The sequence below is a fragment of the Lentzea sp. NBRC 105346 genome, from assembly GCF_030269605.1.
In the GTDB taxonomy this organism is placed as follows: Bacteria; Actinomycetota; Actinomycetes; order Mycobacteriales; family Pseudonocardiaceae; genus Lentzea.
Genome location: NZ_BSTQ01000001.1, coordinates 1,025,191 through 1,040,106, shown reverse-complemented (window position 1 = coordinate 1,040,106; position 14,916 = coordinate 1,025,191). Strand labels below are relative to the sequence as shown.

13 protein-coding genes are annotated in these 14,916 nt (G+C 68.1%); 5 read left to right on the top strand and 8 right to left on the bottom strand.

All coding sequences use genetic code 11. The features are described 5' to 3' along the window. The first annotated feature begins 8 nt into the window (after positions 1–8). Complete coding sequence (locus QSK35_RS03740; RefSeq protein WP_285742213.1) at positions 9–980, top strand: beta-ketoacyl-ACP synthase III; 972 nt, start codon at positions 9–11, stop codon at positions 978–980. On the opposite strand, the gene QSK35_RS03735 is transcribed toward QSK35_RS03740, so the two are convergent. Continuing rightward, entirely contained in the window at positions 915–2,135 is a 1,221-nt protein-coding gene (locus QSK35_RS03735; RefSeq protein WP_285742211.1) for an MFS transporter, read from the bottom strand. The two genes, QSK35_RS03740 and QSK35_RS03735, sit on opposite strands and share 66 nt — an antisense overlap. Before the next feature lie 67 nt (positions 2,136–2,202). Between QSK35_RS03735 and QSK35_RS03730 the strand changes: the two genes are divergently transcribed. Next, the gene (locus QSK35_RS03730; RefSeq protein WP_285742209.1) at positions 2,203–3,282 is read left to right on the top strand and encodes a glycosyltransferase; all 1,080 of its coding nucleotides are present in this window, start codon (positions 2,203–2,205) and stop codon (positions 3,280–3,282) included. Here QSK35_RS03730 and QSK35_RS03725 read toward each other — a convergent pair. The 3 genes from QSK35_RS03725 to QSK35_RS03715 form a co-directional block, all read right to left on the bottom strand. Beyond that, positions 3,253–3,597, bottom strand: a complete 345-nt coding sequence (locus tag QSK35_RS03725) for an MmcQ/YjbR family DNA-binding protein (protein WP_285742208.1) — start codon at positions 3,595–3,597, stop codon at positions 3,253–3,255. The genes QSK35_RS03730 and QSK35_RS03725 overlap by 30 nt on opposite strands. Positions 3,598–3,854: 257 nt before the next feature. Beyond that, positions 3,855–4,967 (bottom strand): HNH endonuclease signature motif containing protein, encoded by a 1,113-nt coding sequence (locus QSK35_RS03720; protein WP_285742206.1) that lies wholly within the window; start codon positions 4,965–4,967, stop codon positions 3,855–3,857. Between the two features lie 296 nt (positions 4,968–5,263). Further along, positions 5,264–6,466 carry an AMP-binding protein gene (locus tag QSK35_RS03715; RefSeq protein WP_285742204.1) on the bottom strand — a complete coding sequence of 401 codons (1,203 nt, stop codon included), beginning with the start codon at positions 6,464–6,466 and terminating at the stop codon, positions 5,264–5,266. A gap of 266 nt (positions 6,467–6,732) precedes the next feature. Here QSK35_RS03715 and QSK35_RS03710 point away from each other — a divergent pair, with 266 nt between their 5' ends. Next, positions 6,733–7,671, top strand: a complete 939-nt coding sequence (locus QSK35_RS03710) for a hypothetical protein (RefSeq protein WP_285742202.1) — start codon at positions 6,733–6,735, stop codon at positions 7,669–7,671. 81 nt (positions 7,672–7,752) lie between these two features. Here the strand turns inward: QSK35_RS03710 and QSK35_RS03705 are convergent, their stop codons facing one another. Together QSK35_RS03705 and QSK35_RS03700 are read right to left on the bottom strand one after the other, a co-directional pair. Beyond that, positions 7,753–9,369 (bottom strand): alpha-L-fucosidase, encoded by a 1,617-nt coding sequence (locus QSK35_RS03705; protein WP_285742200.1) that lies wholly within the window; start codon positions 9,367–9,369, stop codon positions 7,753–7,755. A 171-nt stretch (positions 9,370–9,540) separates the two neighbouring features. Continuing rightward, positions 9,541–11,112 carry a PKD domain-containing protein gene (locus QSK35_RS03700; RefSeq protein ID WP_285742198.1) on the bottom strand — a complete coding sequence of 524 codons (1,572 nt, stop codon included), beginning with the start codon at positions 11,110–11,112 and terminating at the stop codon, positions 9,541–9,543. Between the two features lie 167 nt (positions 11,113–11,279). Between QSK35_RS03700 and QSK35_RS03695 the strand changes: the two genes are divergently transcribed. Both QSK35_RS03695 and QSK35_RS03690 read left to right on the top strand, forming a co-directional pair. Continuing rightward, positions 11,280–12,128, top strand: a complete 849-nt coding sequence (locus QSK35_RS03695) for a geranyl diphosphate 2-C-methyltransferase (protein WP_285742196.1) — start codon at positions 11,280–11,282, stop codon at positions 12,126–12,128. After that, positions 12,128–13,222: a family 2 encapsulin nanocompartment cargo protein terpene cyclase gene (locus QSK35_RS03690; protein WP_285742508.1), complete on the top strand. Its 1,095-nt coding sequence runs from the start codon at positions 12,128–12,130 to the stop codon at positions 13,220–13,222. Before QSK35_RS03695 ends, QSK35_RS03690 begins: the two co-directional genes overlap by 1 nt. On the opposite strand, the gene QSK35_RS03685 is transcribed toward QSK35_RS03690, so the two are convergent. Further along, positions 13,155–14,315 carry an NAD(P)/FAD-dependent oxidoreductase gene (locus tag QSK35_RS03685; RefSeq protein ID WP_285742194.1) on the bottom strand — a complete coding sequence of 387 codons (1,161 nt, stop codon included), beginning with the start codon at positions 14,313–14,315 and terminating at the stop codon, positions 13,155–13,157. The genes QSK35_RS03690 and QSK35_RS03685 overlap by 68 nt on opposite strands. Beyond that, positions 14,308–14,877, bottom strand: coding sequence for a carboxymuconolactone decarboxylase family protein (locus tag QSK35_RS03680; protein WP_285742192.1), 570 nt, complete (start codon positions 14,875–14,877; stop codon positions 14,308–14,310). Before QSK35_RS03680 ends, QSK35_RS03685 begins: the two co-directional genes overlap by 8 nt. Positions 14,878–14,916: the final 39 nt, after the last annotated feature.

The following is a 14,916-nucleotide window of genomic DNA, read 5'->3' as shown; positions in this document are numbered from 1 at the left end:
GTGCGTTGATGAGGCAATCTCGTATCGTCAGTGTCGGCGCGTACCGCCCTGCCCGCGAGGTGGGCAACGACGAGGTGTGTGCGCTGATCGACTCCACCGACGAGTGGGTGCGCCGCCGGTCGGGGATCACCAGCCGCAGGTACGCGAGTGCGGACGAGACCGTGGTGACGATGGGCGAGGAGGCCGCCCGGATCGCCCTGTCCCGCGCGGGTCTCGATGTGTCCGAAGTGGACACCGTCATCCTCGCGACGATGTCGCACCTGCACCAGAGCCCGGCCGCGGCACCGCAGATCGCCTCGAGACTGGGCACCAAATGCGCCGCGTTCGACATCAGCGCCGCGTGCGCCGGCTTCTGCCACGCCCTGGGTGTCGCGGACGCCCTGGTGCGTGGTGGCTGTGCCGAGCACGTCCTGGTGGTCGGTTCGGAGAAGATGACCGACATCATCGACCCGCTGGACCGCACGACGGCGTTCCTCTTCGGCGACGGCGCGGGCGCGGCCGTGGTGAGTCCGTCGGACGTGCGCGGCATCGGCCCGGTCGAGTGGAGCTCGGACGGCGGCAACCACCACCTGATCGAGCACTCGTCGTCGTGGCTCGATCTGCGCGACAAGCCGGACGCCGAGTGGCCGACGATGCGCATGTCCGGCCAGGAGGTGTTCCGGTGGGCCACCCAGCACGTGCCCGAGGCCGCCGCGGCCGCGCTGGCCAAGGCCGGGGTGCGGGCCGACGAGCTGGCCGCGCTCGTGCCGCACCAGGCCAACCTGCGCATCGTCGAGACGATCGCCTCGAAGCTCGGCCTGCCGCCGCACGTGGCCGTGGCGCGCGACGTCGTGACGGCGGGCAACACGTCGTCGGCGTCGATCCCACTGGCGCTGGACGCCCTGCTGTCGTCCGGGGAGGTGGCGCCGGGCGGGTCAGCGCTGCTGGTCGGGTTCGGAGCTGGCCTCGCGGTGGCGTCGCAGGTGGTCACCCTGCCGTAGCCGGACCCACTTGATCAGCACGGCGATCGCGATCATCAGCACCACGGTGGTGATCGCGGCGTGCACCAGGAAGGTGTTCATCGCGCCCGCCGACAGGTAGCTGCCGAGCACGAAGATCGCGCCGGAGCACACCGCCCGGTCGATCAGCGACTCCGCCGACAGCAGGGTCGCGCGGGTGCGCGGGTCGCTGATCGCGTCGTTCATCAGCTGCCGCTGCACGGGGAACGACAGTCCGGTCGCGAGCGAGAACACGCACAGACACGCGATCGTCCCGGCGATGCCCGCGGGCACGATGAACGCCAGGCAGACCGCCATGATCACGGTCAGGCCGAACACGGCTCCGAGGTCGCTCACCCGGCGGCGCAACAGTCCCGGCCGCGCCGCACCCGCCGCCTCGAACAGCTGCGTGGCCGCCATCAGCACGCCGAACCACGCCACCGGCAGGTGTTTGGCGTCCAGCACGGGCTGGAACAGGTTCGCCTGGAGGATCCGCGCGAGCGTGAAGATCGCGACGCCCTGCACCATGATCAGCGCGAGCAGCGGTGCCCGGCGCAGCACGTTCCACGCCTGCGCGACACTCGCGTTCTCGTGGTGGACAGTCCCAGGTGGCAGCTTGGGAAACCGCAGCGCGACAACGAAAGCCGCCGTCGTCGCGACCGCCGACAGCCAGTACGGCGCCGTCGGTTCCCACTGCATCAGCACACCGGCGGCGGGCAGGCACACGACCCGCCCGATCAACGCGTACGCGCGGGCGCTGCCCTCGGCCTGCCGGTAGGCATGGTCGGCGCCGCTGCGGTGCAGGTACTCGTAGACGTACGCGCTGCCCGCGCCGGAGGTGAACGAGTAGGCCAGCGCGATGATCATGAAGTGGGTGAGGAAGCCCCAGTACGACGGGAAGAAGACCGGCACGAGGTTCGCGAGTGTCAGCAGCGCCGCGCCGGCCTGCAGGAACCGCCGGTAGTCGTACCGATCGGCGATCATGCCGGTTGGGACGTCCAGCAGGCAGAACGCGACGTAATAGATCGCCTGAATGCCGAAGATCTGCCCGTCGCTGAGACCGCTTTCACGCTGGTAAAGGTAGAAGATCGGCAGCCACACCAGCAGGCTGTTCGATAGTTGATAATTCTTGTAAAGCCGTACCACCCGCTCCGGCACCTGAGCGATCCTCGTTTCTTTCGATACTCTGATAGAAACTTGCACCCGTGTGAACACAATTATCTACATGAGGGTTCTCTTTTGTGGCGCACCCGGCGCCGGACATCTGTTTCCGCTGGTCAGCCTGCTTGCAGCCGCTCAGGGGCAGGGGCATGACGTGCTGGTCGCCTCACTGCAGGGCGGCGAGATCGTGGGCGATGTGCCCTTCGTGAACATCGACCGTAACGTAAATTGGTTCACCGAGATCCGTGCGCTGGGGCGAACACATCGTCCCGAGTTGTTACAACGAACGTTCGAAACCAACTCCGCCGATCGGCAGGCATATGTGCCCTTGGCTGCCTTGGTCAACTCCGTATTGGTCGATCAGATGACTTCGGTGGCCCGGTCTTGGTCTCCAGACGTCATCGTGTACGACTACGTCTTTCCGGTCGCGGCTGTGGCTGCCGCAGCGCTGGGCGTTCCGGCGGTTCGGCACGATCTGGGGTTCACCGATATCGCGCCGCTGCACCGGCTGATGCTCGACGAGATGGGCGTTGCGCTGCCTGCCGGGTACTCGCTGGATGTTGCGCCGCCGAGCATGGTGGGTGGTGTCTCGCGCGGGTGGCCGTTGCGTCCTACCCCGCATAGCACTGGTGGTGCGGTGCCTCCGCGCGGTTCTCGGCCGCGGATCGCCGTGACTCTCGGGACGATTGCGCCCAAAGTGGACGGTCTGGCTCGGCTGGAGGCCGTGGTGTCGGCTGCTTCTGCTGTGGACGCCGAGTTCGTCCTTGCCATGGGTAGCTTGGACATCGACACGCTGGGGCCGTTGCCGCCCAACGTTCATTCGTACGGGTGGGTGCCTTGGGATGGCCTGCTGCGGACGTCTGACGCGGCCATTCACCACGGTGGTTCGGGTACCGCGTTGGCGGCGCTCGCCGAGGGTATTCCGCAGCTGGTGCTGCCCGATGGTTCCGATCGGTTCATCACTGCTCAGGCTGTGCACGATCGTGGGGCCGGTATTCAGGCGACTGCGGCCGACGCGTCTGCTTCGTTGGTGTCGCGCCTGTTGGCTGACGAGAAGCTTGGCGTTGCTGCGCGGGAGGTGCGGGACGAGATCGCCTCCATGCCTTCGCCTGGGTCAGTCGTGCGACGCCTCGCCGCGCTTTAGGCGGGTCGGGGCTTTTTGGCGCCAGGACTCCTCGATGAGTTCCTTGAGTTGACCGGCGTCCACTTTTGTCAGGTCGACGAGGATTGAACCGTGGCCGTCGTAGTGCGGGGTCGTGTAGAACGCCGGGTCGCCGGTTGCGAGGAGTGCTTCCTTCTCGTCGAGGCCGCACATCAGGACCAGGCCGCCCTCGGCCTCGGTTCGTAGGCGGGCGAAGCCCTTGCCTGCGACCTTGAGGGCCGGGGTGCGGTACCAGGTCGTCACCTCGACCTCGGGCAGCTGCTGCGCCATCTCGACGACTTCGTCCCATGTCGGCATGGTGTCCATGGTGCTTCCTGGCGGCGCCTGCGGTCTTGTACGGATGGAAGGTCCTGGCTTGGACGCGGCTGCGCCGCGACACGTTGGCATTTTCGCGCGGCCACGGCGCTAGGGCGCCGCGTCCGCGCGAAAATGCCAACGTACCGAGGTCTGTGGTTGGCTGCCGTCGTGCCCCAGACACCGCCCAGACTTGCGTAGCTTTGGTGCGGTTGCGGGCGTGGCCGGGATGTGTGGCTTGAGTTTCGTTGTTTGTTGATTTAGAAGGGTGGATCGGCCGGGAAGCCAGCGAGGACCGGTTCGGGTTCGCGGACGTACACCTTTCCCGACGGGGCCTTGAAGATGAAGTGCCCGGGGATCGGCTGGGTGACCGCCCAGTTGCTCTTGTGCTTCAAGCGATGATGATGCTTGCAGAAGGGGCACAGGTTGCAGGCCGCCGTGGGGCCGTCGGGGCAGGGCACCGTGTGGTCGAGTTCGCACCGTTGCGCGGGCATCATGCAACCCGGCTGGCGGCACGTCTGATCACGCGCCCACAGGAACCGGCGCAGATGCTCCGGCGGCCGGTAGGTGCTGGTGCCCACATCCAGCAGCATCCCTGACTGCGGATCGGTGAGCAGTCGACGCCACGTCGAGTCACCCGCGAGCTCGCGGGCCAGTTCGGCGCTGATCGGGCCGTAGCCCTGCAGTTCGCCGGGGTGATCATCCAGGCCCATGAGGGTGGTCGAGGAGACGGTGACGTTGAGGTTGACCTTCACGCTCGGGGTGTGGTCGGGCGTCGCGAGGAGCATGTCCGCGACCACGTCGGCCCGGCGCTGGCTCAACGTGCGCGTGTCACCAGGAAACTTCGCCGCCCGCGCCAGCTTGTCCACCCGATGCGCAGCCGCAATGCCCCGGTCGGCGGGCAGCCAGGCGAACAGCTTCACCATGTCGTCGACCCGCTCCTCGATCCCGGCGATCCGCTCGGCCTTGCGCGCCTCCCGCCGCTCGGCGCAACCCTCGGGATCCACCGCCATCACGATGCGCTGCAACGAGCGGCGCAGCTGGGTGCTGGTCTGTCCCGGTGCCTTGACCAGCGCCCGTTCCTCGACCTCTGCGGCCTGGTCGGCGGTGAGCCGGTGGGTGTAGTTGAACAGGATCTTCGCCTTGTAGGAGTCGATCTCCCCCGCCTGCAGGGCGTCGACCGTGCGGGGCAGCTTGGTGACGGTTTCCCGCGCGACCAGCAGCTGATCCTCGGCCCACTTCGAGGTCCACTTCATCGCCGCGACGATCTCGGCCGCCGCGAATTCGTCGTCGGCGGTACCGATGGCGAAGTCGGCCAGCTGACGCAATAGCTGGGCCTGCCAGTAATCAACTTGCTTTTGTATGAACAGCATATTGTCGATAGCCGCCGCTCGGTCCATGGCACAAATCTACCGCAAGATCACAATTAAACGACCCACCCCGCAATGGAGACCACTATCGGGTGAAAATAAATCTACGGAACTCCAGCCACCTCATCCCAGCCACGCCCGCAACCGCACCGAACGACGCAAGTCTGGACAGGATCGGGACCACGACGGCGGCCAACCACCGTCTCGGTACGTTGGCATTTTCGTGCGGGCCAGGCGCCCTAGCGCCGGGCCCGCACGAAAATGCCAACGTGTCGCGGCGCAGCCGCGTCCAAAGCCAACTAACCCAATACCTCCAACTGTCCATCCAACCGCCACCGCCCAAGATCCCCAGTCCGAAACACGACCCGACCAGCATCAACGGGGTGCGGCCCGAACCGAGCGGCAGTCAACCCAGGTGCCCCGAGGTAACCGAACGCCAGACCGGCGCCACCAACGCACACCTCACCCACCTCACCAGCCTCGGCAAGCCGATCACCGGCAAGCACCCAAACCGAGGCATTGGCGATAGGCGTCCCAACCGCCACCGGCGCACCGGGCGACAACGTCGCCGAAGTGCACCACCCAGCGGCCTCAACAGGCCCGTACTCCTGGACCAGCGAAACCTCCGGCAGCAACCGGTAGTGCGAGGACACCAACGATGCCGGACACGACGCCCCGGTAACGATCACCTGCCGCATCCCAGGCGCCACCTCGTCCACAGCCGACAACAGCGCATGGTGCAGCGAGGGCGTGAGGAGGGTGTGGCTAACACCGCCCGAAGACACAGCCGCAGTCAGCTCAACAACAGCGGTGGACGTATCCGGGGACAACAGAACCAGTTCGCCGCCGGACGCCAGCGTCCACCAAATCCCGGCGAGCGAAGCGTCGGACGTCAGAGCAGAAATGAGCGCGAACCGCCGAACGGCAACGCCGTACCGATGCAGCCGCGCCAACGTGGAATGAGCGATCGCGCCATGCGACACAGCAACCGGGCCTCCGGAGCTGTGGATCAAATAGGCGATGTCCTCGAAGCCGGGATCATGGTCCAACGGCACCGCCGGCTGATCCGCAATGCGCGGATCGCGGATCTCCGCAGGCCCGACGACGATGTCCCCAGCCGCAGGTGTCGAAGAATCGACCGGAACGTAGATCGCACCGACCGCGAACACCGCCGCCTGCGCGACCACGGCATCAATGCCACGCGGCAGTGCGCAGGCGATCCGGGTCCCGCGCCGAGCGCCGAGTTCATCAAGGTGGTGCGCGAACTGGTGGACCCGCTCCACCAGTTCCAAGTAGGTGAGCGATCCGGTGGAGTCGCGGACGGCGACCACGTCGGGTGACGTGTCGGCGGCCTGTCTGAGCAGCGCCGGGAGCGTGGATCGGGGTAGGTCGACCGCTGTGTCGTTCCACGCGATCTGCTGGTTGTCCGGAACGACGCGCAATAGATGACCCTTCTCGGGGATTTTGGGCGGCCGGATCGTATTGACGGCGAACGTGTCCAATGGCCAACACGGCGTGGTCGAAAGACGATTGCCGATCTCGATCGGATGGGCGTCCTGATCAATTCACGGGAATGGGATCGCTCTCACGGTTTGTTTGGGAAGAAAAGGGTTCGAAGGCATTGGGCCATTCGGTCGTGAGCGTTGGGCCGTCGGGTTGTCGGAGGTCAACGGATAACATCGCGAAATGGTTTCGTTTTCGCCCCGGAGTGGGCTTCCGGGGTGATCGGCCCGTACTCCTGTCCGGAACAGAGTTGGAGGCCGGAAGTATGTCGACCGAGGTCCCGTCGTCGCCGGGTGAGCCGCACGCGGCGACACACGTGACTGCTGACCCCACCCTCATGGCGGACGCGCGCGCCCGGATCACCGCGCGTTGGCAGGCGCCAGCGGAGCTGCCGGCCGCCGCCGCTGCGACCAGAGAGCGGAAGTTCAAGCTGCCGGTGATCGCCGTGGCCGGAGCGTTGCTGGTCGGTGCCGCCGTGATCACCGGAACGCTCGTGAGCGGTGGGTCGCCGGAGCCGCCGCCCGCGACCGCGCAGACGACCGAGCCCAACGGTGGGTATGTGCCTGGCGTGATGACGCCCGATCCCAACCTGATCGGGCAGTTCTCGTCGTCGCCGGTGCCGCTCACCAGCGTGCCGCCGACATCGGAGGCGCCGCCGGCACCGGGCACACCGGGTACACCGGGTACACCCGCCCAAGGGGTGAAGGCGCCGCCGTCGTTCTCCGGGACCGCCGGGCCCGGCTGCGGCGGGTTCGCGGGCGTGGGCTCGTACCGCGACGGCAGGGAGGGGTGGGTCGACCACGGCAGCGGGTGCGGGTCGGCCTTCGTGTCCATCCCCATGTCCGGGGACGCGAACAAGGACGACTCGTCGGCCTTCGGGCTGTGGACGTTCTCGACCGGGCCGATCTCGTCGGGGTCCTGCTCGCTGTCGGTCTACATCCCCAACGGGTCGTTGGAAGAGGTCGGGGGCAACCCGACCTCGTACCGTGTGTTCGACGGCGACCGGCCGTCCGGGTCGCCCATCGGGTCGTTCGTGATCAAGCAGGTCGACCAGCGCGGGAAGTGGGTCGGGACCGGGACGTTCTCCGTGCGCAGCGGCAAGCTCGCGGTGCAACTGCTCTCCCGCGGGCAGGACTGGAACTCCTCCGGGCCCACCTACGCGCACCATGCCGCGTCGGCCGTGAAGGCGGAGTGCCGGGCCTGACCACGAGCCACCCCGGTCCCGTAGAGGTCCCAGGGCGGTCCCGTGCCTGGTCGCGGCGTTTCCGGAACGACCGCGTCCCGGTTAGCGTCCGGGGGCGTGCACCGAGAACGACGCGATCGCGGGCAGTGCTCGCGAGGCGGTGACGCGCAGGCGCAGCCGGGTCGTCGTCACCGAGGGCGAAAGTTTGAGCAGGCGCTTGTAGCCGATGGTCGTGCCGGTCGCGACCTGCTGCCAGGCGCTGCCGTTCCACGCGTCCACCGCGAACCCGGTCACCCGCTGGCCCACGCCGAGGTTCTCCTGGAGCCCGATGGCGCCGACGGTCCGTTCACGCCGCAGGTCGAGGGTCAGCGTGCCGGTCCGGCCCGTCGGCTGCCACGACGTGGTGTCGTCGCCGTCGACCGCCCTCGCCGGCGGGTTGCCGGGCGTGCTCGTGGTGGCGGTCGCCCGTGCGCCGCGCGCGAAGTCGGTGCCGAAGACGTCGTGGCGCCACTGCGCGAGCTCGGTCAGGCGTTGCACGTCGGCGTCGGGCAGCTTGCCGCGGCGGTCGGGTGCGATGTTGAGCAGCAGCTGGCAGTTGCGGCCGACCGAGGCGTAGTAGATGGACTGCAGCTCGCCCAACGACTTCGGGTCCTGGCCGGGGTGCCAGAACCAGCCGCCGCCGATCGGGGTGTCGCACTCGGCGGGCAGCCACTTCAGGTAGTCCCACCGGCGCGAGCCGTCCGGGCGGCGTTGCGTGATGAGGGCGTTGCTCCCCAGATCGGCTGCGCCGTTGTCATCCGGTTTGGTGAGACGGTCCTCGGCGCCGTCGGCTTCGCCGTTGAACGGCAGGACGCTGTGTTCCCGCGTGCGCGCGACGCCGCTCTCGTTGCCCACCCAGCGCACGTCCGGGCCGCCGTCCTGGAAGATCACCGCGTCGGGCTGCAGGGTGCGGACCAGCCGGATCCAGTCCGGGTAGACGAACTTCTCCTTGCTACCGCCCACGGCGTCCGCGCCGTCCCACCACACCTCGTCGATGTGGCCGTACTCGGTGAGCAGCTCGTACATCGTGTTGAGGTAGAAGCGGTTGTAGTCGTTGGCGGTGACGGTGAACCGGGGGCCGTCGGGCCGGGTTCCGTCCAGACCGACCTCGGGGATCTCCGTCTCGACGGGCTTGCTGTTGTTGCCGAACCGGCCGCCCGGCTGGGCCTCGTGCAGGTCGGCCGGGGACAGGTAGAAGCCGACCTTGAGGCCGTGCCGCCGAGCGGAGTCCACAAAGGACCGCACGACGTCACCGCCGCCGTCCTGCCACGAGCTGTACTTCACCGAGTGGGTGCTGTAGCGGGTCGGGTAGAGCAGGAAGCCGTCGTGGTGCTTGACGGTCAGGATCGCCTGCTTGAACCCGGTGTCGCGCAACGTGCGCATCCACTGGTCGGTGTCGAGGTCCTCGGGGTTGAAGACGTCCGGGTCCTCGGTGCCCGTGCCCCACTCACGGTCGGTGAACGTGTTCGGGCCGAAGTGGTGGAACGCGGTCAGTTCCATGCGCTGCCAGGTTCGCTGGCGTTCGGACGGGACGACGCTGCCCGCCTTCTCGAGTACTTGCGCGTCGGTGTCATCGCTGTCGATGGCGACCACCGAGGCGCCGGCCGCAGCACCGGCGACGGGCACGGTCAGTGCGCTCGCCAGGACCAGCGCGACCGAGGCGAAGGCCCGGATGCTCATGCTCGGACTCCCGTTCGGATCGTCGAAACATTGGAGGTATGAGCTGTAGCACTAGGCGCTCGGCGGAATCAACGGCCGATGTGCGGGTTACTCCAAAGCACTGGCGGATAAGGAAAACCGCAGCACTGATCGACGGTCAGGGCACTTCGTGCTGCCCTGACCGCCGAACAGTCATCGGATGACTACCGGTGTAGTGGCCTCCTGGAGCGAGCGGACGCCCATGGCTTCGGCGACCACGCGCGGCAGGTGCGGGCCGGACGTGGTGTAGGTGTGCGACGTCGTCGGCACGGGCGTGACGGCGGTGGTGCCGTCGCCGAAGAACCAGCGGTACTTCGCACCCGGAACCCCGTGTGCCCGCAGGGAAACCGTGTTGCCACTCATCGACGCGGTGAGCTCGTGCGCCTCGCCGGGCAGCTTGAACCAGCTGCGCAGGCTCGGGTTGAGCAGGAAGTTCTGCGCGTACTGCTGCGATCCGGCCGTGTTCGGGTGGGCGAGCGCCGCGGTGAGGCACTGCGGCGGCGTCGGGCTGAACTCGGGGCACGCGAAGTGACGCAGCGCCGCGGCCGGGTCCTCGGTCGGGAACTGCCACACCAGCGGGTTCTCGGTGAAGACCGCATTGTCCACAGTGAACAGTCCGTCGGCGGCGACTGCGTACGGACCGTCCGGCGAGGCCGCGTTGGCCTCCGCCACCGCCTGCCGGTACGCCTCGGCCGAGTGGCGGGTGAACTGCTCGTACCGTTGCGGCGCCAGGTCGAGCCGCCGCATGCACTCGGTCTGCACCTCGGCCGCGAAACCGCGATCGGTGCACTGGGAGCTCAGCCGGCCGCTGGCGCGCGACAGGGCGTAGTAGAAGTCGACGAGCAGGACCTTCGGGTGGCCGGGCAGCGCGTGGGCGCGTTCGACGGCCGCACGCATGCCACGGCCGCCGTAGCCGACCTTGGCGCCGCTGAAGTACGGAACGTCCTTGGCCGGGTTCTCCGGCGCGGCGCCGACGCCGGTGCACTCGCGGCGCACCGCCGTGGGAACGTCCTCGGTGCCCGGCGTGATGCCGAACGGGATGCCCAGCAACGGGTCCATGTCGTTGATGCAGCCGTTCATGATCACGAGGTCGACCGGGCCGTCGGCGGCCGCGCGGTCGAGCTGGCAGAACACGTCCGGCATCTGCGCGGTGACCTCGCCCAGTTCCATCTCGCCGTCGTCGTCGACGTTCTGGAGGGGTTTGCCGGGACAGTCGTCGCCGGGCGCGTCGAGCACGGCGCCGGAGATCGAGTAGTCGCGGTGCGTGTAACCACGACCGGTGGCCTCGCCGAGCAGTTCGGCGGTGCGGCGCGGGAACTTGTGGTCCGCCGCGACACCCTGGTTCCACACGACCGAGTCGCCGACCGACACCACGCGGACCGGGTCGCAGCCCGCGTTGACGTTCTCCCGCCAGGTATTCCCGCCCGCATCGACTAGAACCTCACCGGAAGCGCCCGCCGGCAAGGAGAACTCGGCGGTGGCGACGCTGCGTTCCATCGTGACCGAGCCGGTCGCGGCGACGGCTCCGTTGAGCCGTAAGCGCCACGCCACTTGAGACGTACGGCCGGTTGGGTGATAGATGCTCACCCGGCCGGCCGTCGGCTGGCCGCAGACCTGCGTCAGGTCCACGTCGAGCACCTGCGGGCGTGGGTTGTGGTCGGGTGCGGCAACGGCTGGTGTCGCCGTCAGCGCCACCACGGAAATCGCGACTAGAAAGGGTTTCACAGCCATTTACGATACCGCTAAGTCTCGTAATGATGTTACGCGGTGTGACACACGTTGGTGACTGACAGGACCCCGCTTGGCGGATGGCTGATCGGGCCGATCGGCTGACAGGCTCACCACCTGTTCGGTTACGAACGAGACCTGCACATAGGGGAGCACTGCGGATCATGACGACTGCCCGACCGGTTCTGCGCACCGACTACCAGCGTTCGGTGGCCAACTACTGGAACCACGAGAAGGACCCGGTCAACATCAAGCTCGGCGAGGTCGACAACCTGTTCCACCACCACTACGGAATCGGTGACTACGACCCCGCCGTGCTCGAGGCACCGGCCGAGACGCGCGACGAAGCGATCATCAACGAGCTGCACCGGCTGGAGACCGCGCAGGCCGACGTCCTGCTCGACCACCTCGGGGACATCCGGCCGGAGCACCGGATCATGGACTCCGGCTGTGGCCGCGGTGGCACGAGCATCATGGCCAACGCCCGGTTCGGCTGCTTCGTCGACGGCATCAGCATCTCCGAGACGCAGGTCGAGTTCGCGAACAACGAGGCCCGCCGGCGCGGCGTGGACGGCAAGGTCCGCTACCACTTCAAGAACATGCTCGACACCGGGTTCGAGACCGGCTCGATGCAGGCGATCTGGAACAACGAGTCGACCATGTACGTCGACCTGCAGAACCTGTTCGCCGAGTACGCGCGGCTCATCCCGACGGGCGGCCGGTACGTCACCATCACCGGCTGCTACAACGACGTGACCGGTGGCCGGTCGCGGGCGGTCAGCCAGATCGACCAGCACTACATCTGCAACATCCACGCCCGCAGCGCGTACTTCAAGGCGTTGGCGGACAACGGGTTCGTGCCGATCAACGTGGTCGACCTGACCGCGGCGACGATCCCGTACTGGGAGCTGCGCGAGAAGTCGTCGGTCGCGACCGGCATCGAGGGCCCGTTCCTCACCGCGTACCGCGAGAACAGTTTCCACTACCTGCTGATCGCCGCGGACCGGATCTGATCGTGACGGAGTTCGCGAAGGCCGCCGTCCTGCCCGGCCCCTCGGGGCTGGGCACGTCGGCGGCCCGCCTCTTGGCGAAGGTCGAAACACCCGAGCCCGCTGCTCCCGATCCCGCTTACGTGGAGCGGAGCTGGGGCGACGGGTCGTTCAAGCCGATGTACGTGCCGATCGCGGAACGCGTGGACCCGGCGCTCGCCGAGGTGGTCGACGACCGCGTCGGCGCGTGGGCGCTGGAGTGCGGGTTCAAGCCGGACGAGGCGGAGCTGATGCGCAAGGCCGGGTTCGGCCGGCTCGCGATGCTCACCCACGTCGACACCAACGACCCCGAGCAGCTGCTGATCGCGGCGAAGCTCAACGCGGCGTGGTGGGCGGCCGACGACCTGTACGCCGACGACAGCGAACGTGGCGCCACGCCAACGGCTTTGCCGCCACGGCTGGCGCTGGTGATGGCGGCGATGGACCCGGTCGCACCCGCGGGCGAGTTCTCCCTGGAGCTGGACAACGCGTTGCGCGGCGATCCCGTGCTCATCGCGTTGCGAGCGGGCATCGACCACCTCGGCGCGCGCAGCACGCCGTCGGTCGTGCAGCGGGTGAACTACTCGACGTTCGCGATGTTCGTCTCGTGGGATGCCTACGCCGCCTGGCGCTACACCGGCGACTACCCGCCGGCGTGGGAGTACCTCGCGGCGCGGCAGCACGACAGCTTCTACACGTCGATGACGTTGATCGACGCCGTCGGCGGCTACGAGCTGACCGCGAACCTCTACTACGAGCCGCACGTCCGCAAGCTGATGATGCAGGCGGGCACCGCGTCGGTGATGGTCAACGACCTCTTCTCCGTGGCGAAGGACGCCGCGGACGAGACGCCGGTCTGCAACATGGTGCTGCAGATCGCGGCCGACCGGAACATCCCGGTCGAGGAGGCCACGGAGATCACCGTCGACCTGCACAACCAGCTGGTGCGCGACTTCGAGGAGGGGCACCGCAACCTGCTCGGCGTGCCGTCTCCGGAACTGCAGCGGTTCCTCAAGGGACTGCGGGCGTGGATGGGCGGCGGCTTCGAGTGGCACGCGACGAATCCGAGGTACCAGTAAGGCTGTAACTGTTCAGAACGGCGATCTCATCGGACATGGCGGCGTTGAGCCGGAGCAGCAGCTCCGGTATCTCGTCGTCGGTCCAGCGATGCCCGGCGATCACGTCCATCACGTCGAACATCTCGATCGACAGCGCGTCGCGGATGCCCTGGTAGTCGGTGCCGTCGAGGATCGAGCGGGCGAGCAGTTCGGCGTCGCGCAACGCGTCGGTGATGCCGTGCGCGCTCAGCGGGTCCTTGAAGTAGCCCGCGTCGCCGACGAGCGCCCAGCCCGGACCCCGGGCCCGGCGCAGATGCGCGCGCTGGCCGGTGAACGTGCGCAGCGAACGCGGCGGTGTCGCGTGTTCGAGGCGTTTCGCGAGGCCGGGGGAGGACAAGGCGACGATCCGCGTGAGGATGTCGAGCCCGCCGCGGCCGATGTGCCGGGGCGGTCCGCTGGCGTACACGCACGCCTGGCCGTCGTTCGTGGGGATCACGCCGGACGCGGCGCCGGGCCGGAAGTTCCACTCGTAGCCGTCGGTGCGCAGCCCGGTCCAGTAACCGTAGGTGACGGCCGCGACCGACCTGCCGACCCGGTCGAACGGCGCGTGCACCAGGTCCGCGATGGTCGAGCGGAACCCGTCCGCGCCGATGACGATCTTGGCTTTCGCCTGGAACGGCTGTCCGTCACGGGTACGTCCGGCGACGCCGGTGACGGTGTCGTCCTCACGGATCACGTTGGTGACAGTGGTTCCGTAGCGCACCTCGGCGCCCGCTTCGCGGGCCGCGTCGACCAGGATCGGGTCGAGCAGGGTGCGGCGCGGCGCGTACAGCGCGTCGACTCCGGGCGACGGCTTGATCGTGATCGGGACTTCGGCGCCCGCGTAACGGAATGTCGTGCGCCGGACCGGGGGAGTGCCCGCGGCGACGATCCGGTCGAGCAGGCCCCAGCGGGCCAGCTGCAGCACGCCGCCGCGCATCAACGCGTGCGTGGACAACGTGTCCGTGCCGTAGGAGCCGCGATCGACGACCAGCACGTCGAGTCCGGCGCGGGCGAGCAGCAACGCGGTGGCGGCGCCGGCCGGTCTGGCGCCGACGATGATGGCGTCACGCACAGAATCTCCCGAAGGTGACGGCGGGGCTGACCGCCGAGTCGAGCAGCGCGTCGTCGGGCAGCGCGCCCAACGCGTCGTTGACCATGGCGAAGGCGGCCCGCAGCGACACGAACACGGTGAGCGCGAAGATCTGTGCGTCGTCGTACCCGGCGTCGCGGAGCTCCTGGGTGTCGTTCTTCGTGGTGCCGTTGGGATTCTTCGTGATCTTGCGGGCCCAACCGGCGAGCACGCGTTCCCGGTCGTCGAGTCCGCTGTCGTCACCGCGCACGACGGCTTGGGCCGTGTCGTCGCCGGCGACGCTCGCGAGCCGCTTGCCCCACGCGAGCGAACAGTAGGCGTCCCCCAGGGTCGAGGCGCACGCGACGATGAGGACGCCGCGGTCCCGGAAGCTCAGTCCGGCTTCGGTGGCGGCCTCGTCGAGCAGCCTGATCAGTCCACTGTGGAAGGACGGGTGATGTGCCCACAGGTGCGACAGGTTCATCACGTACCCGTCGCGGGCCACGTCGTTGTCGTACATCCGCCGGGCGTCGGCGGTCGGGGAAGGAGCGTCGAGGAAGGTCATGCACCGACGTTAGGTTTCGCGCTGGGCACGCCGCGTCGG

Excerpts from the sequence above, each read along its gene's own strand:
- QSK35_RS03720 (WP_285742206.1), bottom strand. The coding sequence starts at position 4,967 with ATGCTGTTCATACAAAAGCAAGTTGATTACTGGCAGGCCCAGCTATTG.
- QSK35_RS03695 (WP_285742196.1), top strand. The coding sequence starts at position 11,280 with ATGACGACTGCCCGACCGGTTCTGCGCACCGACTACCAGCGTTCGGTG.
- QSK35_RS03710 (WP_285742202.1), top strand. The coding sequence starts at position 6,733 with ATGTCGACCGAGGTCCCGTCGTCGCCGGGTGAGCCGCACGCGGCGACA.
- QSK35_RS03730 (WP_285742209.1), top strand. The coding sequence starts at position 2,203 with ATGAGGGTTCTCTTTTGTGGCGCACCCGGCGCCGGACATCTGTTTCCG.
- QSK35_RS03740 (WP_285742213.1), top strand. The coding sequence starts at position 9 with ATGAGGCAATCTCGTATCGTCAGTGTCGGCGCGTACCGCCCTGCCCGC.
- QSK35_RS03680 (WP_285742192.1), bottom strand. The coding sequence starts at position 14,877 with ATGACCTTCCTCGACGCTCCTTCCCCGACCGCCGACGCCCGGCGGATG.
- QSK35_RS03725 (WP_285742208.1), bottom strand. The coding sequence starts at position 3,597 with ATGCCGACATGGGACGAAGTCGTCGAGATGGCGCAGCAGCTGCCCGAG.
- QSK35_RS03705 (WP_285742200.1), bottom strand. The coding sequence starts at position 9,369 with ATGAGCATCCGGGCCTTCGCCTCGGTCGCGCTGGTCCTGGCGAGCGCA.